Here is a 17,635-nt window from a genome sequence, read left to right as displayed (position 1 = left end):
GCAGGGGGCAAAGGTGAGCGGGTCATCCCGAATCGTGGCCGTACTTGGCCCAACGAACACAGGTAAAACTCACTACGCGATTGAACGTATGTTGGGGTATCGGACCGGTGTCATCGGCCTGCCTCTGCGTCTGCTCGCGCGTGAGGTCTACGACAAGATCGTCGCCATTCGCGGCCCATCGGTTGTCGCGCTAGTGACGGGGGAGGAACGGATCGTACCGCCCCGGACGCAATATTGGGTTTGCACGGTCGAAGCTATGCCCGAGGGCATGGGTGCGGATTTCGTGGCCATCGATGAAATCCAGCTCTGTGCCGATCCCGAACGTGGCCATGTGTTCACTGACCGCCTGCTACGCGCCCGTGGGACAAACGAGACTCTGTTCTTGGGGTCCGACACGATGCGCGGCGCGATCGCTGCGCTTGTACCTGAGGCACAGTTTGTCCGGCGCGAGCGGATGTCGCAGCTTGTCTACTCCGGGTCCAAGAAGATCAGCCGGATGCCCCCACGCAGTGCCATCGTCGGGTTTTCGGTCGAAAACGTATATGCCATCGCCGAATTGCTTCGCCGTCAAAAGGGTGGGGCGGCTGTGGTCATGGGCGCGCTCAGCCCGCGCACGCGGAATGCGCAGGTGGACCTCTATCAGAATGGCGAGGTCGACTATCTGGTTGCCACCGATGCCATCGGGATGGGCTTGAATCTTGACGTCAACCATGTAGCGTTTTCATCCCTGACTAAATTCGATGGTCGCCGGATGCGTCCGCTGGCTCCGAACGAGTTGGCCCAGATCGCGGGTCGCGCTGGGCGCGGCATGTCTGACGGCACTTTCGGTGTGACCGGTGAAGCCCCGCCGCTGGATGAGGGCGTCGCGCAGGCCATCATGGACAGCCGTTTTACGCCGATGAAAAAGCTGAACTGGCGGAATGCTGCTTTGCGCTTTGGCTCTATCGAAGCGTTGATCGAGTCGCTTGAGGTCAGCCCCGACAGTGAAAACCTGATCAAAGCGCGCCCCGCCGACGATCTGAACGTATTGAAATCGCTGTCGCAGATTACCGAAATCATGGCCCGTGCCAGCGATGGCCAATCCGTCCGCTTGCTCTGGGATGTGTGCAGAATCCCCGATTTTCGTGGCATCAGCCACGCGGAACATGCCAGCCTGCTCGAAGTGATCTATGGCCACCTGCACGAACGCCAATCCATCCCCGACGATTTCATGGCGCGGCAAATCCGCCGCATCGACCGAACGGACGGAGATATTGATGCGCTCTCCAAAAGGTTGGCATATATTCGCACCTGGACATATGTTGCGCAACGAAACGGCTGGGTGCGTGACGAATCGCATTGGCGTGAGGAAACACGCACTGTAGAAGACAGGCTGTCGGACGCTCTGCATGACCGTCTGACTCAGAGATTTGTGGACCGGCGCACATCGGTGTTGCTGCGCCGGCTCAAACAGAAGGAGGCCCTTTTGGCCGAAGTAAATGACAAGGGTGAAGTGACCGTCGAAGGCGAATTCGTCGGTCGTCTGGAAGGGTTCCGGTTTACACCGGACAAAAGCGCGCAAGGGGCTGAGGCGAAAGCGCTCAAATCGGCCTCGCTGCAAGCTCTCGCGCCGCAATTCCATCTGCGTGCCGACCGCTTCTACAACGCGCCCGATACCGAAATTGATTTCACCGATCAGGGCGGCCTGATGTGGGGCGAATACGCTGCCGGCAAACTGGTTGCCGGGGCAGAACCTCTCAAGCCGATGGTCGAGGTTTTTGTGGATGAGGCCGCAGGGCCGGACGTCGAACAGAAGGTGCAGCGCCGGTTGCAGCACTTCATCGACCGCAAAGTGGCCGCACTGTTCGAGCCGCTGCTGAACCTGTCGCGGGACGAGGAACTGTCCGGTCTGGCCAAAGGTTTCGCCTTCCGCATGGTCGAAGCGCTGGGCGTTCTGCCCCGCGCGCAGGTCGCGCAAGAGGTCAAGGATCTGGATCAGGACGCCCGCGGCGCACTGCGCAAGCATGGCATCCGCTTTGGCCAGTTCACCATCTTCATGCCGCTGTTGCTGAAACCTGCGCCAACGCGATTGCGTCTGGTGTTGTGGGCGCTGTCCAGCGGCCTGCAGGAATTCCCCGAAGCACCGCCGCCGGGTCTGGTCACTGTGCCCGTCGCCAAGGATGCGCCGCAGGGCTACGACACGATGTGTGGCTACCGCGACGCGGGCGAGCGCTCGATCCGGATCGACATGCTGGAACGCCTGGCCGATATGTTGCGGTCCGAAGACAGTCGGGGTGGGTTCGAAGCCAAACCCGACATGCTTTCGATCACCGGCATGACACTGGATCAGTTCGCTGATCTGATGCAGGGCCTGGGATACAAGGCCGAACGCGGCGAGCGTGAAAAGGTTAAAACGGTCGTCGCAGAACAGCCGGTGGCAGAGGCGGCGGAGCAACCTGCGGTCGAAGAGTCTCCGGCTCCAGAAGCCGCACCGGAAGAGGTTAGTGCACCCGCCGAGGCGTCAGCCGAGGCCACCGAAAGCACCGAGGCGGCAGCCGAGGCCCCCGCTGCGGAACCAGCATCGGATGAGCCGGAGGTAGAGGTGTTCTATACCTTTACTTGGGGCCGTCAGCGCCAGCAAAATCGCGGCCCGCGCCGCGAGCAAGGGCAGGGCAAGGGCAAATCACGTGGTAAGCCGCAGGATGGTCGTAGACCGCAGGGCAAGAAGGGCGGCAAGCCGCAGGGTGCCAAGAGCTTCTCGTCACGTCCTCCGAAAAAGGAAAAGGCAATTGATCCTGACAACCCATTCGCCGCCGCGCTGATGGGTTTGAAGGACGGCAACTGACCGACAATGGCCGAGGCCAAGCTGCGGATTGATAAATGGTTATGGCAGGCGCGGTTCTTTAAGACCCGTAGCCTGGCCGCCAAACAGGTCAGCGGCGGACATGTCAGATTGAACGGAAACCGGGTGCTGAAACCAGCGCAAGCCGTGGCACCCGGAGACGTTCTGACCTTCCCGCAGGGGCGGATCGTCCGCGTGGTTCGTATCGAAAAGCTGGGTGAACGCCGTGGTCCAGCGCCTGAGGCGCAAACATTGTACTTCGATATGACTGAAAAACAGGATGCACCGCCCAAGAATCCGGGTTTTGAGGGAAAAGGTCGCCCAACCAAGAAAGAAAGGCGCGCGCTTGATCTTTCTCGCACCTCAAAGGGGTGATCTTCTCTTGAAGAGGCGGGCAGACTGAATTAGCTAGTCGCCCAAAGCGCACATGGGAACCATACAATGACCTACGTTGTCACCGAAAACTGCATTGGCTGCAAATACACCGACTGTGTCGAGGTATGTCCGGTGGACTGTTTCTATGAAGGCGAGAACACTCTGGTCATTCACCCTGATGAGTGCATCGACTGTGGCGTCTGTGAGCCTGAGTGCCCTGCAGATGCCATCCGCCCCGACACCGAGCCGGGCATGGAGCAATGGGTTGAGTTTAATCGGAAGTATTCGGAAATGTGGCCGGTGATTGTCACCAAGAAAGACCCGTTGCCTGAGGCCGAAGAACGCGATGGCGAAGAAGGCAAGATGGAGAAGTATTTCTCCGAAGCGCCTGGCGAGGGCGGTTAAGCGATTCGGTGGTCAAGTAAAGCCGTATCCCTGCCAATCGACACATTATCGCATTGAGATAAGGCGATTTTTCTGCCTTTGATCAGGGCCGGTCTTTTGAGTGTCGCAATTTTGTGATATACTCAGGTCTGAATGATGACTGTGATGGGGACGTGCTCCGTAAGTATGCTCACTATGGAGTCCTGATTTTGTGACAATAGATGCGCCTGACGAGGCCGTGCTGGGCCTCGGCTGGGGTGTTTTTGTTGTCTCATATCCCCGTCCATAACGAAGGATGTATCTGAATGTCGAAGTCGAAAAAGCTTGAGTTCCGCCCGAACGATTATGTTGTTTACCCCGCCCATGGCGTGGGACAGATCATATCGATCGAGGAACAGGAAGTCGCGGGCTTCTCGCTTGAGCTGTTCGTGATTTCCTTTGAAAAGGACAAGATGACACTGCGGGTTCCGACCAACAAGGTCACCGAATCCGGCCTGCGCTCGCTCAGCTCTCCGGATGTGATCTCTCAGGCGATGAAAACGCTGAAAGGCAAAGCCAAGGTCAAACGCGCCATGTGGTCTCGCCGGGCGCAGGAATATGAACAGAAAATCAACTCGGGTGATCTGATCTCGATTGCCGAAGTTGTTCGTGACCTGCATCGCACTGACGACCAGCGCGAGCAGAGTTATTCCGAGCGTCAGCTGTATGAAGCCGCGCTTGAGCGTCTGACCCGCGAAGTGGCTGCGGTGTCCGGTGCGGATGAGATTTCTGCCGCCAAACAGGTCGACGAAGTTCTGACCTCGCGCGCAGCCTGATCACGATCAACCTCTTTCATGGGCCGTCCCGATATCCGGGGCGGCCCTTTTTTGTGGCCGGCGCTTGGTGCAGAGACGCTTGTCGGGTATTTTTCTGTAACTGCGGGAAGATACGGGGACATGATGAAGCAGACGGTGAAGTTCCTCTACATCAGCCATGAGCCAGTTTCGGTCTGGTTTCGCTATGGCCTCATCCTGTTCGATATCGCCTCAATCATCTTTTTTGTCGCTACTGCGAACATCCCGCACGGACCGGGACTTACGGCTGCAAGTCTCGGGGTCGGGCTGATTATCCTGCTGGATTTCTCGGCGCGCATGTGGATCGCCAAAGACCGTTGGAAACTGTTGCGTCAGGTTTATACGCTGGCCGATATCGTGGTGATCGCTTCCCTGTTGCTTGACCCATTCCTAACCGGAAATCTGGCGTTCCTACGGATCTTGCGGGCATTGCGGCTGATACATTCCTATCATCTGCTGCGAGACCTGCGCCGGGATAGTCCATTTTTCAGGACCCACGAAGATGCCGTGATCGCGGCGATCAATCTGATGGTCTTTGTGTTTGCGACCTCAACTGCCGTACTGGTCTTCTTTGTTCCGGAGGACGCGCAGACCCCCTATATTGACGCGCTTTATTTCACCATGGCGACGCTGACGACGACCGGTTTCGGGGATATCACGCTCGGCACACCTGCGGGGAAGCTGTTTTCGGTCTTCATCATGGTCGTTGGCGTGGCGCTGTTCGTCCGTCTGGCGCAGGCGATCTTCATGCCGCAGAAGGTACGCTACAAATGCCCAAGCTGTGGTCTGTTCCGGCACGATCCGGATGCCGTGCATTGCAAACACTGTGGCGCGACGTTGCGCATCGAAACCGGGGGCGCATCTTAAAGCGATGCGGTCAGCGCCAAAAGGAATGCGATCTCCGAAATTTGCTGAGTGGCACCCAGAATATCACCCGTCTGGCCGCCAATCTTGATCTTTGCGAGGCGCGCGACAAAAGCCGTTGCGAGCAGCGCGCAGAGCATTGGTGCGATGGCTAATCCGCCCAGCAGTAGCGACGAAAGAGTGATGGCCAATCCGATGCCTGTCAGAACTGCAGAAAGGGGGGGCGCACCAACCGAATGGCTCAGCCCCGATTTGCGAGCGTTCGGCAGCGCACGCATCAGCGCAGGCATCATGGCGCGAGAGAAAATGCACGCTGCAAGCACGCCCGTCAGCAAATCCGCGCCAATCATGGCCATGATGGCAGCAACTCGAAGCATCTGCGCGAGCAGCAAAGCCAGCACACCGTAGGTGCCGATATGGCTGTCTTTCATGATCTCCAAACGACGCTCAGATGTGAAACCGCCCCAGAGCCCGTCGGCGGTGTCGGCCAACCCGTCTTCATGCATTGCTCCGGTCACGATGATCTGCGCGGCCACCAGCAAAGCGGCGGTTGCGAAGGTGGGCAACTGCGCCCAGATCGCGATCCAGGCAATCCCGCAGGCCAGCGCCCCGACAACAACCCCCGCCAGCGGATAAGCCCATGCGGCGCGCGACTGGCGGGCAAATGCCTCGTCAGGCAGGCGCGGCAGGGGCAGGCGGGTCAGCAGGACCAGAGCGAGCGGGATATCCCACGCAGAAAACGGGGCGGTGTCGTTTTTGGTCACTCCCAGGCCTTTCAGGGTCTTGTTGCTTTGCCAGCATTGGTTAAACACACACAACCACTCTGATGCAACGAGGCTTTCAATGCTGCCCGAACTCAATGATCTGAACAGTTTCCGCAATGCGCTGACCGGCGCTCCCGGCGTGGACGCATCTGCCGTACAAGGAGCGGAAGCGCGTAATGGCCAGTTGACCAAACCACCCGGCGCATTGGGCCGGCTTGAGGATCTGGCGATCTGGTATGCGGGTTGGCGCGGGGATGCGCGGCCTCAGATCAATGCGCCTCAGGTCATTGTGTTTGCGGGTAACCACGGTGTCACGGCGCAGGGCGTTTCGGCCTTCCCACCCGAGGTGACGGTGCAGATGGTCATGAATTTCGAACATGGCGGGGCGGCGATCAACCAACTGGCCAAGGCCGCTGGCGCGAAGATGGACGTGCATGCGCTGGAGCTGGAACGTCCCACCGCAGATTTCACGCAAGCGCCAGCGATGAGCGAAGAAGAACTGCTGAACGCCCTGCGCACGGGTTGGCAGGCGGTTGATCCACAGTCTGATCTGCTTGTGGTCGGAGAGATGGGGATCGGAAACACGACCCCTGCCGCGGCCATTGCCTGTGCGCTGTTCGGAGGGGAATCTGCCGACTGGACTGGGCGCGGGACCGGTGTGGATGATGCAGGTCTGGCAAACAAAACCCGCGTTGTCGCAGAAGGCGTCGCGCTACACGGTCAGGGCGACGGTCTGCATATCCTTCGATGCCTCGGCGGGCGAGAGATTGCGGCCATGGCCGGCGCGATTGCCGCCGCGCGCGTGTTGCGCATTCCAGTCATTCTGGACGGGTTTATCTGCACTGCCGCGGCTGCCTGCCTGGCGCAGATCTCAGAGACAGCGCTCGATCACACCGTGGCGGGTCACCAAAGCGCCGAAGGTGCGCATGCGGCGATGCTGGATAAGCTTGGCAAGGAACCCTTACTGAGCCTCGGTCTGCGCTTGGGCGAAGGCTCAGGCGGGGCACTGGCGATCAACATTCTCAAAAGCGCGGTGGCCTGCCATTCCGGCATGGCCACCTTTGCTGAAGCAGGCGTCTCAGACAGCTGATTTAACGGCCTGATCCGGTAAAGGTCAGGCCGATTTCTTGGCGTGTTCCTCGGCGAGCTCCAGCAGGGCAGTCTCCAAATCCTTTTCGAGCTCTTGCGCGCGTTCGATATACTTCTTGTTCTCGGCAGTCGGCATGCCGGGTATCCACAGTTCCGCCAGTTGGCGGACTGATGTTCGGTCATGGTGATAAAAGGTCTGTTCTGCCTGCGCAGCTTCGTATTCGCTGAGCCCGATATTTTCCAGAACATAGCGGCCTGCGCGCAGAGATCCGTCGAACATCTCGCGCACGATATCGTTGGCTCCGGCCTGATAGAGTTCGTAGACATGAGTGCGGTCGCGCGCGCGCGCGATAATATGCAGGTCGGGCCGTTGACGGCGAGCGTAGCTGACCAGCCGGGTCACCTGTTTGTAGTCATCCATCGCGGCCACCAGCACGGCGGCTTTTTCGATACCAGCGGCGCGCAGCAATTCGGGGCGCGTAGGATCACCCAGAAAGCCTTTGACCCCAAAGCGGCGCATCAGTTGGATGGTTTCGATGTCATGGTCTAACACCACTGTCTTGAACCCGCTGGCCTGTACCAACCGGTTGACGATCTGCCCAAAGCGACCGATCCCGGCGATGATGACGGGCCCTTTTTCATCGATCTGATCAGGTTCGACTTGTGGCTTGCTCTCACCCATATAGCGTGAAAGCAGGTCGTAGATGATGAACAGCAGCGGCGTGATCAGCATGGTCAGCGCGATGATCATCAGCAGCTTTTGCGACAGGCCAGGCGGGATCACATTCTGCTGCGTCGAGAATGCCAGTAGCACAAAACCAAACTCACCGGCTTGTGCCAGCCCAAGTGTGAACAGCCAGTGATCGCGCCCACGCAGCTTGAACGCGCGCCCGACGATAAACAGGATGATCCCCTTGGCGAGAATGACAAGCAGGGCGAGCCCAATCAGATCAAACGGATCGGCAAAGAAATATCCCACATCGATTCCCGCACCCACGGTGATAAAGAACAGGCCCAGCAGCAGTCCCTTGAATGGCTCAAGGTCGCTCTCCATTTCGTGCCGGAATTCAGAACTGGCCAATACGACACCGGCCAGAAATGCGCCCAGAGCCGGTGAGAGCCCCACGAGCGTCATCAGAAACGAGATACCGACCACGATCATCAACGCCAGTGCGGTATACATTTCGCGCAAACGGGTGGCGTGAATGAACCGGAACAGAGGGCGGGTCAGGTAGATGCCAGCCAGAACAACAAAGGCGACCGCTCCGATCGTGACCAGTGTCACGGCCCAGCCGGGCAGCCCTTCGACCAGTGACAAAGAAGCATGATACTCCCCGTTCTTTGCCGATTCTATGCCGCGGTTGATCGAGCCGTCGTCTTCAATCTGGATACTTGCGGGCAAAGCCAGTAGCGGCAGGAAGGCCAGTATCGGGATCACCGCGATGTCTTGTGTCAGCAGAACCGAGAAGGTCGCGCGCCCGCCATTTGTTTGCATCAGGCCCTTTTCGGACAGGGTCTGCAGTACAATCGCCGTTGATGACAGAGACAGAGTTAACCCAACCGCCAGCGCAACCGACCATTGGTGACCCGCATAGAAGGCCACAGCCGCAATGGCGGCGGTTGAAAGGGCGACCTGCAACCCGCCAAGGCCCAACAACTTGTCCCGCATATCCCACAGGGCGCGGGGCTCAAGTTCCAATCCGATCAGGAACAACATCATCACGACGCCGAATTCGGCCACATGCTGCAGGCTTTCTGTTTCCGCACCGACGAGACCCAGAATTGGACCAATGGCGATGCCTGCGGCCAGATACCCCAGGACCGATCCCAGCCCAAGACGGGCAGATAGTGGAACCGCGATTACCGCAGCTGCCAGATAGATCGATGCCTGATAAAGGAATTCGTTCATTAATGCTCTCTCTTGTGCGCTCAGGTCGGGAGTGGCGCGTCGCGTTTTAATTGGTCCATAACGATCTGGCTTTGCACCCGTGCAACAGCAGGATGCGGCAGGATCACTTCGTGAAGCAAGCTGTTGAGTGCTGATAAGTCGTCACAATAGACGTGAAGCAGGTAATCTGCCTCTCCGGTCATGGTCCAAGCACTGCAGATCTCGGGGCGCGTATTGACCATACGGGCGAAGCTTGCGGATTGTTCGGGGCCGTGTGTGCCCAGATGCACCTGAATGAACCCTTGCACCTGCAGCCCCAGCTTCAGTGGGTCCAGTCGGGCGGTGTATCCGGTGATGTAACCTTCGGCCTCAAGCCGTTGTCGGCGGCGGCCCGCCTGACTGGCAGACAGATTCAACACGTCGCCCAGTTGTTGCGAAGTCAGATGCGCGTCGCGCTGCAATGCCGCGAGTATTCCGATATCAATCCGATCAAGCACGTGCGGCGTTTCCTCAAGATTCGTCGATAAGATGCGGGGAATACGCATATGAACTAAGTTTATACGAAAACAATGCGCAGAAACAGCGCTCAATAAGGCGTATTTTTGAATCAGCAAAGAAATTCCTGTTTTCCAAGGAGACGCGCCATGGGTCCTTTCCCGCATAACGCCCCGAAATCTGTCATCAGTGATGAAAACCCTGCAGGGACCGACGGATTCGAATTCGTCGAGTTTGCCCATCCCGAACCGCAAGAACTGCGTGACCTGTTTGCGCGCATGGGTTTCGAATATGTCGGCTATAATCGCAACACGCCTAAAGTAGAGCTTTGGCAGCAGGGCGACGTGACCTACATCCTGAACGCAGACCCCGACAGCTTTGCCGCCAAGTTCGTGGCCGAACACGGCCCCTGCGCCCCGTCGATGGGCTGGCGCGTCGTGGATGCTCAGCAAGCCTATGAGCACGCAGTTTCCAAGGGGGCCGAGCCCTACGACGCTGCCGACAAGACCATGGATGTTCCAGCGATCAAAGGCATCGGCGGCTCACTGATCTATTTCATCGATCAGTACCATGACACCTCGCCCTATAACGAAGAGTTCGAGTGGCTGAAGCAATCCAAACCGCGGGGTGACGGGTTCTATTACCTCGATCACCTGACCCATAACGTCTTCAAGGGCAACATGGACAAGTGGTTCAAGTTCTACGGCGACCTGTTTAACTTCCGCGAAATCCGGTTTTTCGATATTCAGGGCAAGTTCACTGGTCTCTTTAGCCGGGCGCTGACCTCGCCCTGCGGTCGTATTCGTATTCCGATCAATGAAGATCGCGGTGAGACCGGGCAGATCGTGTCCTATCTGAAGAAGTACAAAGGCGAAGGTATCCAGCATATCGCGGTTGGCAGCGACGACATCTACAGCTCGACCGATGCGATTGCCGAGAAGGGCCTGACGTTCATGCCCGGCCCGAATGAGACATATTATGATATGTCCTATGACCGCGTGACCGGCCATGACGAGCCGAAGGACCGTATGATGAAGCACGGCATCCTGATCGACGGCGAAGGCGTCGTGGATGGTGGTGAAACAAAGATCCTGCTGCAGATCTTCTCGAAAACTGTAATCGGCCCGATCTTTTTCGAGTTCATTCAGCGCAAAGGCGATGATGGGTTTGGTGAGGGCAATTTCAAAGCCCTGTTCGAATCCATCGAGCGCGAGCAGATTGAATCGGGTGAAATCTCGGCGGCCTGATCGCAAACACATCTGATCTATGACAGAGCGCCGTTTGATGCGGCGCTCTTTTTCGTTCGACTATCAGCTACGCGGCATCTTGAGCGTGACGTTCTTGCCGCGTTTCTGATAGCGCAACTCGCTATCGCCAATGGCAATGACATTGCCGCCGTCGATACGGTCGCCCACCTTCAGTTTTTTGTAACGCCCGCTGGGCAGGCGGACCAATGCGCGGCGGTTCGCCGGGGTACCGTAGACGCCGATCAGGTTGAGCTTGCGCAGGTTTATGGCGTTGTCGATGGTTGCCTGTCGCGCGACCGATGCGCTTGACGGGATTTTGGGGTTCACCGCCTTGGGCTGGAACGATCCGGCCTCATCGGAATTGCTGGCCACGTTGGCTGTCGACGCAAGCGGGGCAGTGCCGCCAGTGCTTGGTTGTGACGTCGCGCGCGGTGCGAGGCCGGCTGGCCGGATCTTCGGGCGCGGCACCCGCACAACCGCCAGCGCCGTTGGCGTTTCATCGACTACCGGTTTGACCTGCAGCGACTCGGGCCGCAGCTTGGGGCGAACCGAGGCAAGCTCTTGCAGGGATCGACCACCCAACTGCTGGCGCTCGAACTGGTCCACTAGGTTTTCCGGACGCGGGCGCGGGCGGAACGCTGCGAGCCGTTCGTCAATCTCTTCAATAACGGCTGGTTCTGTCTCAAACCGGGTTGGTGCTTCGGGCGGAACAGAAGACGGTCGCCCAAGATAGACCATTACCCCGGCGGGGTTCAGCGTGCCGTCAGAGCTTGGCGTCACGAGGCCACGCTCATCAAGTTCGAACCGTTGCCCAGCCTGACCGGGCAAGGTGATCTGGTCGACTGGCGCATCCGTATCCAGGCTGGCAAGCGAGGGGAGGGCGACGATATCGGTCGACAGGTCCGAGCGGTCGACCGAAGTCAGATAAAGATCATCGACGTTCTGTTCAGGCGCCGAGTCGAGTTCTGAGGGCTCAACCGGAGCAGTGCCCGTGAACGCATGAAATTCGGTTGTGTCATCCAGCTGCTTCGCGATGTCTTCGACCGGTTCCGGTTCAACACTCAGCGCTTCTAAGATGGCCGCATCCGTTGCCGAGAGGGCCGGTTCCTCCTCGGTCGCGGGATCTTGTGTCTCAGGTTCCGGCGTCAGGCTTGCGGTCTCGGGGTCCTGGGTTTGCGACTCAGGTGCCTCGGGCTGAGGCTCTGTCATCGCAACTTCTGGTTCCGGCTGCAGCTCCGGGTCCAGATTCAGCGGTTCGGCTACCTCGATGGCTTCGGGTTCAGAGCTGTTGAAGGACCAGACGCCCAGCAGCATCCCGACCAAAACCGACGCGGCAATAGCGGGAAGGACAAAGCGTTTTAGATCAGTCCCGGACTTTGCTGCGGTGGGCAGGGTGAGAGAGGTAGGCTCGAAGGCAGGCGCTTTGGCTTCATCAGCTATTGCATGCACCGGGATATCCGGTGTCTTGTCTGGCTCTGGCTCTGGCTCTGGCTCTGGCTCTGGCTCTGGCTCTGGCTCTGGCTCTGGCTCTGGCTCCAGTTTCAGCTCTGGCTGGGGGTCTGGGGTCGGAGGCGAGACCTCTGGCGTTGAGGCAGCAGGTGCGGCCTCGACCGTTTCATTCTTGGTGACCGGCAATTCGAAAAACGGCTCGTCCAGCGTATCTTTGCCCGTTGCGCTGACCCAGATTGCCTCGGGGATGAATCCGTGATCAGTCGCAAATGCGCTGGCCTCGTTCAGCGTCTGTTGCGCTATGGCGGCAACACGCGTCAAAGGGCCGTCGACATCGGTGACATAGGCCAGTTCCGACAGTTCATAGGGCGTCGCCGAGGCGAGCGTGCCTTCGACCTTCTGCGCCGCTGCGTCACTGTCCAGACCATCGGTTTCAACCGTCAACAGCCGCACCTGGTCCGAAGGGATAATCAGCTTGCAACTCAGATCGTTTTCCAGCGCGAATCCCTGATCTCGCAGAGCTTGAATCTGATCCTGCAGATCCGGAGCATCCAACGGAACGGTCCCGATGCAATACCAGTCGCCATCCGACTGGTGATGCAGGGAAATACCGTTTTCAGAAAATGACAGCGCAAAGGCGGGTTTCATAATCCGGATGAACCATAATTGTCAGCTTTAATGCAAACGCTTGGATGTTTGCCGTCCGAGATTAGAGCAGGAACCCGCCGAGGGAAAGAAAAAGGCGCGTTACCCTCTTGCCGTGTGCCGCGTGTGATACCCATCTTGGAGGCAAGTCACTAGGAGGGATCACCTTGAAGACACTTGCTTTTCTGGCTGCGATGACCGCAGCGGTCGCGGCCATGCCCGCCTATGCGGAAGAACGCCGAATCTCGGTCAGCGGTACCGGAACCACTCTCGCCGCGCCTGATATGGCAACCATCACGCTGGGGGTGACAAATCAAGATGAGCAGGCCTCGGCTGCGATGCAGGCGACATCGGATGCGGTGGCACAGATTCTCAAGAGGTTGGATGAAATGGGGTTGGAGGCGCGTGACGTGCAGACCCGCGACTTGTCGCTGTCTCCTGTCTGGTCGGGGCGGAGCAGTTCCGGCAATGCACCACCCAAGATCACCGGGTTTACGGCCTCGAACCGGGTGTCGGTCCGAGTGCGCGATCTGGATAAGCTAGGTCAGATCATGGACGCGGTCATCAAGGATGGTGCCAATGATTTCGGTGGTCTGAGCTTTGGCGTTCAGGACCCCAAACCACTTGAGGCCGAGGCGCGGGCCAAAGCGGTCGCGGATGCAACAGCCAAGGCGCAGCAACTGGCGCAAGCGGCAGGGATTACGCTGGGCCCAGTGAATTCGATCAACGATCACGGTGGCGGCGTGCGCCCGGTCGCTCAGATGCGTGAAATGGCGATGTCCGATTCCGCAGGGTTTCCGGTTGCGGGCGGCGAGATTTTGGTCTCGGTCAACATCTCGATGGACTTCGAGATATCCGAGTAATCTCAGGCGCGGGCTTGCAGCGGTTGGCGTTGCTGGCCCACCTCATCGAAATTTTCAGGTGATAGCCAAGTCTGAAAGGCCTGCTTGATGCGGGGCCACTCGCTGTCGATGATCGAGTACCAGGCGGTGTCACGGTTGCGGCCCTTGTAATGGGTTGCCTGCCGGAAGATGCCCTCGAAGGTAAAGCCCAACCGCTCGGCAGCCTGACGTGACGGCGCGTTCAAAGCGTCGCATTTCCATTCATAGCGGCGATAGCCCAATTCATCGAAAACGCGCTGCATCATCAGGAACATGACTTCAGTCGATTGCGGTTTGCGCTGCAACAGTGGTGAGAAGTGGATGTGACCGACTTCAATTGCACCGGCCGCGGGTTCGACGCGTAGATATGACGCCATCCCAACAGGTGTTTCGTCTACATCCAACACCGTATGGAACATCGGATCGGCATCCATGCAGTTGAAATGCGCCCAGTCGATGAACTCCGCCTCGGCGCTAAATGGACCGTAGGGCAGATAGGTCCAGTTACGGCCATCCGCATCATTGGCAAACGCCCGGTAAAGCCCGGGCGCGTGTCTGTTTACATCCAACGGCACGACCGAGCAGAACCGGCCAACCATCGGCGTATAAGGCGGGGTGGGGCGCGGGTATTCGCCCTCTACCGGCAAACCGATGGGTTGGCCCAGATCGTTGGTGTCGTGCCCAGCCATCGGATCAGGCGCTCGCTTTGGCGAGGGCTTGGTCGAGATCGGCGATCAGGTCGTCCGCATCCTCGATCCCGATCGAGACACGTACAACGCCCGGTCCGGCGCCCGCGGCCTCTTGCTGCTCGGGCGTCAGTTGGCGGTGCGTGGTCGAGGCCGAGTGGATGATCAACGACCGCGCGTCACCCAGGTTGGCCACATGGCTGAAGATCTCAAGCGCGTTGACCAGTTTGACGCAGGCGTCATAGCCGCCTTTGACCGCGAAAGTGAACAAAGCACCCGCGCCGCGCGGGTAATGCGCCTTGACCCGATCATGATAGGGCGACGAGGGCAGGCCAGCATAGGTTACGTAGTCCACGCGGTCGTCAGCCTCCAGCCATGCTGCGATCTTCTGGGCGTTCTCGACATGGCGTTCCATCCGCAGGGACAAGGTCTCGATCCCCATCAGCGTGTAATGCGCCGCCTGCGGGTTCATCGTCATGCCCAGATCGCGCAGGCCGATGGCAATGCCGTGGAAAGTGAAGGCCAGCGGGCCGAATGTCTCGTGGAATTTCAGCCCGTGATAGGCAGGCTCGGGCTCGCTGAGCGAGGGGAATTTGTCATTCGCCGACCAGTCGAATTTGCCTGAATCCACGATACAGCCGCCGGTGACGGTGCCGTTGCCGGTCAGGTACTTGGTGGTCGAATGCACCACCAGCGTCGCGCCCTGTTCAATCGGGCGGCACAGGTACGGCGTGGCCGAGGTGTTGTCGACGATCAGGGGAATGCCCGCAGCATCCGCCACATCCGCCAGCGCGCGGATATCGGTGACATAACCGCCGGGGTTGGCAACAGACTCGCAGAACACCGCGCGGGTGTTTTCATCGATGGCGTCTTTCACGGCGTCCAGATCATCGGTGTCGACAAACTTGGCCGACCAGCCAAAGCGCTTGATCGTCTGGCTGAACTGCGTGACCGTGCCACCATAAAGGCGCGTCGAGGCCACCACATTGCAGCCGGGCCCCATCAGCGGGAACAGCGCCATGATTTGCGCCGCGTGGCCTGACGAGCAACAAACCGCGCCGACGCCACCTTCAAGGGTCGCGACACGTTCCTGCAGTACTGCGACGGTCGGGTTGGTCAAACGGGAATAAATAAAGCCCACTTCCTGCAGGTTGAACAGCGCGGCGGCGTGCTCGGCGTCGCGGAACACATAAGCCGTAGTCTGATAGATCGGCGTCTGACGCGCGCCCGTGGCGGGGTCGGGGCGGGCCCCGGCGTGAATTTGCAGCGTGTCAAAACCGTAGGTCGGGCCGTCGGACATCGAAGAAATCTCCTGTTGGAATGTTTGTTGATGAATCTCTAAGACATTGACCCGTCACGCACAACGCTTGCGTCACCGCAGCCAAAGCCCCTTGGACTTGATTGTTTTGCGTATGACCTGTTCGCGCGCTGGCAGGTTGTCCTGGTCGAACAAGGCCCGGATCTTCGTACCCTTGCGCTGGATCACCAGCTTCTTCAGCGGGTCATATCCTTTGAGCACCTTCTTGATCTTGTTCGGGGCCACAACGGTTTCCAACACCTCGATCACATGATCGCTTTCGCGGGCGTAGAGCATCGGAAACAGGCGATAATGACAACTGACCGATCCGTCCAACAGACCTTCGGGCAATGCATCCCGACCACCGTCGAACGAGTGGATGACCAGCGGCAAAGCAACTTGATCAAGCCAAGGATCCAGAACCTGTCCTGTCAACTCAGGGATTTCCTCATCCCGGATGGTGCGGGCGTAGTCGAGAAAGCGCTCACCAAACAGGCGGGGGCATTTGTAAAAGAAGTATCCGGCGTTGAAATACAGATAGTGCCGCCAGTATCCCGACGGTTGGCTGGGATTGAGAGAGCTTTCGAAATCCAGCCCGAACCGGTCATATAACGCTCGCCAGATACCGTCATAGCCGGGACCATAGAGCGTTGGTTTGGGCCACGAACCTTCGACCCGAAGCGAGGCACCGGGGCGGTCGAAATCAAATGGAACATCGGCAAGCTCGCCGGTGATCAGCGTGTCGCTGTCAAAGAAGACGAATGGCTCGCCCTCGGGCATTGCCAGCAGGGCTTCGATCTTGTTGCCGTGGGGATAGCTTGCGCCGAAAGTATGGGAATCGAAGGGCAGGATCTCAGTACCCAGATGCTGCAGCGCTTCCAGCACCTCGATGTCCTGTATGCTCGGGTTCTGGGGCCAGCGCGGGCCGGGCTGTGGTACGCCCACAAACAACCGACCCTTGAAGCCTGGGGAACTGTGGCGCAATGATGCGGCAAACAGCAACGCCTCATATTGCAGCCGGTTGTTTTGCCCGATGATGAGGATGTTGAATGTCGCCGGGCTTGCCTGCATCTTGTCGCTCTCTGATCGGGCCGGAATTCGGCATCTGCCTCAACCGGGAGTACAACAAGCCGTGAGGGGCGTCAAAACCCCAAACGGATCCGGTTTGAAATTCCGGTTCCGGATGCCATCTTATGGGGCAGCAACGCAGGAGGATTGCAGATGCGGGTCAATGCGGATTTCACGCGGCGGGTCGCCGTTCACTTTGATCAGACAGAATGGGTCGCCTCCCCGGCCGCCGGCGTCGAACGCAAGATGCTGGACCGCATCGGTGAGGAAGTCGCCCGGGCGACGACCATTGTGCGCTTTGCCCCTGGCAGTGCGTTTTCCGCGCATACCCATGATGGGGGTGAGGAATATCTGGTGCTGGATGGTGTGTTCCAGGACGAGACCGGAGATTTCCCGGTTGGCAGCTATGTACGCAATCCTCCGACGTCATCTCATACGCCCTCGGCCAGCGAAGGCGCGACCATTCTGGTCAAATTGCATCAGTTTGATCCGGATGATCGCACCGAGGTGCGTCGCTCGATCAACGGGGGCAGGGATGTTGATCTGTTCAAAGATGCGCATGAGGATGTCCGTGTTCAAAGCTGGACCGCTGGCGCGCGTATTGAACTGGATGCCAGCAAGGGGCTTGAGGTCTTCGTCATTGAGGGCAGCTTTGCTGAGGCGGGCGAAGAGTTCGGCACCTGGGACTGGCTGCGCCTGCCGCCCGGATCGGGCTCGGTTGCCGTCGCTGGCGAGGTCGGAGCGCGCGTCTGGATCAAATCCGGACATCTCGACGGGATGGTCTGACGCAGCATCTGCTGCGAAATTACGCAGATTTCTTTGAAATCCGGGCCATTCCGCCCGGATTTT

At 58.8% G+C, this 17,635-nt stretch carries 16 protein-coding genes; 9 read left to right on the top strand and 7 right to left on the bottom strand.

Translation table 11 applies throughout. The features are described from left to right. Positions 1-13: 13 nt before the first annotated feature. The 5 genes from ACR0AZ_RS06660 (at position 14) to ACR0AZ_RS06640 (ending at position 5,280) form a co-directional block, all read left to right on the top strand. On the top strand, positions 14-2,824 hold the full coding sequence (locus ACR0AZ_RS06660) for a helicase-related protein (RefSeq protein ID WP_480667067.1): 2,811 nt from the start codon (positions 14-16) through the stop codon (positions 2,822-2,824). A gap of 6 nt (positions 2,825-2,830) precedes the next feature. Continuing rightward, the gene (locus ACR0AZ_RS06655; RefSeq protein ID WP_480470098.1) at positions 2,831-3,196 is read left to right on the top strand and encodes an RNA-binding S4 domain-containing protein; all 366 of its coding nucleotides are present in this window, start codon (positions 2,831-2,833) and stop codon (positions 3,194-3,196) included. Positions 3,197-3,262: 66 nt separating this feature from the next. Then, positions 3,263-3,601 carry a ferredoxin FdxA gene (gene fdxA / locus ACR0AZ_RS06650; protein WP_010439399.1) on the top strand — a complete coding sequence of 113 codons (339 nt, stop codon included), beginning with the start codon at positions 3,263-3,265 and terminating at the stop codon, positions 3,599-3,601. A 284-nt stretch (positions 3,602-3,885) separates the two neighbouring features. After that, positions 3,886-4,395, top strand: coding sequence for a CarD family transcriptional regulator (locus ACR0AZ_RS06645; RefSeq protein ID WP_170792284.1), 510 nt, complete (start codon positions 3,886-3,888; stop codon positions 4,393-4,395). A 123-nt stretch (positions 4,396-4,518) separates the two neighbouring features. Next, a complete protein-coding gene (locus ACR0AZ_RS06640) occupies positions 4,519-5,280 on the top strand; it encodes an ion channel (RefSeq protein ID WP_480657992.1) in 762 nt (253 codons plus the stop codon). Here ACR0AZ_RS06640 and cobS read toward each other — a convergent pair. Then, entirely contained in the window at positions 5,277-6,041 is a 765-nt protein-coding gene (gene cobS, locus ACR0AZ_RS06635; protein ID WP_480667066.1) for an adenosylcobinamide-GDP ribazoletransferase, read from the bottom strand. The genes ACR0AZ_RS06640 and cobS overlap by 4 nt on opposite strands. Positions 6,042-6,120: 79 nt before the next feature. Here cobS and cobT point away from each other — a divergent pair, with 79 nt between their 5' ends. Continuing rightward, entirely contained in the window at positions 6,121-7,131 is a 1,011-nt protein-coding gene (cobT, locus tag ACR0AZ_RS06630; RefSeq protein ID WP_480667065.1) for a nicotinate-nucleotide--dimethylbenzimidazole phosphoribosyltransferase, read from the top strand. A gap of 24 nt (positions 7,132-7,155) precedes the next feature. Here cobT and ACR0AZ_RS06625 read toward each other — a convergent pair whose 3' ends face one another. Continuing rightward, positions 7,156-9,039 (bottom strand): monovalent cation:proton antiporter-2 (CPA2) family protein, encoded by a 1,884-nt coding sequence (locus ACR0AZ_RS06625; protein WP_480470095.1) that lies wholly within the window; start codon positions 9,037-9,039, stop codon positions 7,156-7,158. Between the two features lie 20 nt (positions 9,040-9,059). Beyond that, a complete protein-coding gene (locus ACR0AZ_RS06620; RefSeq protein WP_480561468.1) occupies positions 9,060-9,515 on the bottom strand; it encodes an Lrp/AsnC family transcriptional regulator in 456 nt (151 codons plus the stop codon). 147 nt (positions 9,516-9,662) lie between these two features. On the opposite strand from ACR0AZ_RS06620, the gene hppD reads away from it, so the two are divergent. Further along, positions 9,663-10,760, top strand: coding sequence for a 4-hydroxyphenylpyruvate dioxygenase (gene hppD, locus ACR0AZ_RS06615; RefSeq protein ID WP_480470093.1), 1,098 nt, complete (start codon positions 9,663-9,665; stop codon positions 10,758-10,760). A 63-nt stretch (positions 10,761-10,823) separates the two neighbouring features. On the opposite strand, the gene ACR0AZ_RS06610 is transcribed toward hppD, so the two are convergent. Continuing rightward, positions 10,824-12,857, bottom strand: coding sequence for a hypothetical protein (locus ACR0AZ_RS06610; protein ID WP_480667063.1), 2,034 nt, complete (start codon positions 12,855-12,857; stop codon positions 10,824-10,826). A gap of 164 nt (positions 12,858-13,021) precedes the next feature. Between ACR0AZ_RS06610 and ACR0AZ_RS06605 the strand changes: the two genes are divergently transcribed. Continuing rightward, positions 13,022-13,717 (top strand): SIMPL domain-containing protein, encoded by a 696-nt coding sequence (locus ACR0AZ_RS06605; protein WP_480667062.1) that lies wholly within the window; start codon positions 13,022-13,024, stop codon positions 13,715-13,717. 2 nt (positions 13,718-13,719) lie between these two features. Here ACR0AZ_RS06605 and ACR0AZ_RS06600 read toward each other — a convergent pair whose 3' ends face one another. The 3 genes from ACR0AZ_RS06600 to ACR0AZ_RS06590 form a co-directional block, all read right to left on the bottom strand. Further along, positions 13,720-14,424 carry a GNAT family N-acetyltransferase gene (locus ACR0AZ_RS06600; RefSeq protein WP_480667060.1) on the bottom strand — a complete coding sequence of 235 codons (705 nt, stop codon included), beginning with the start codon at positions 14,422-14,424 and terminating at the stop codon, positions 13,720-13,722. Positions 14,425-14,428: 4 nt separating this feature from the next. Continuing rightward, positions 14,429-15,721 (bottom strand): O-acetylhomoserine aminocarboxypropyltransferase/cysteine synthase family protein, encoded by a 1,293-nt coding sequence (locus ACR0AZ_RS06595; RefSeq protein ID WP_480667059.1) that lies wholly within the window; start codon positions 15,719-15,721, stop codon positions 14,429-14,431. Positions 15,722-15,793: 72 nt separating this feature from the next. Further along, a complete protein-coding gene (locus ACR0AZ_RS06590) occupies positions 15,794-16,789 on the bottom strand; it encodes a hypothetical protein (RefSeq protein WP_480667058.1) in 996 nt (331 codons plus the stop codon). A gap of 150 nt (positions 16,790-16,939) precedes the next feature. On the opposite strand from ACR0AZ_RS06590, the gene ACR0AZ_RS06585 reads away from it, so the two are divergent. After that, a complete protein-coding gene (locus tag ACR0AZ_RS06585) occupies positions 16,940-17,572 on the top strand; it encodes a cupin domain-containing protein (RefSeq protein WP_480470087.1) in 633 nt (210 codons plus the stop codon). Positions 17,573-17,635: the final 63 nt, after the last annotated feature.

This window comes from Ruegeria sp. BE3, from assembly GCF_056538865.1.
Note: the sequence above shows the minus strand (reverse complement) of the source record. Positions and strands in the feature narration are given on the sequence as shown.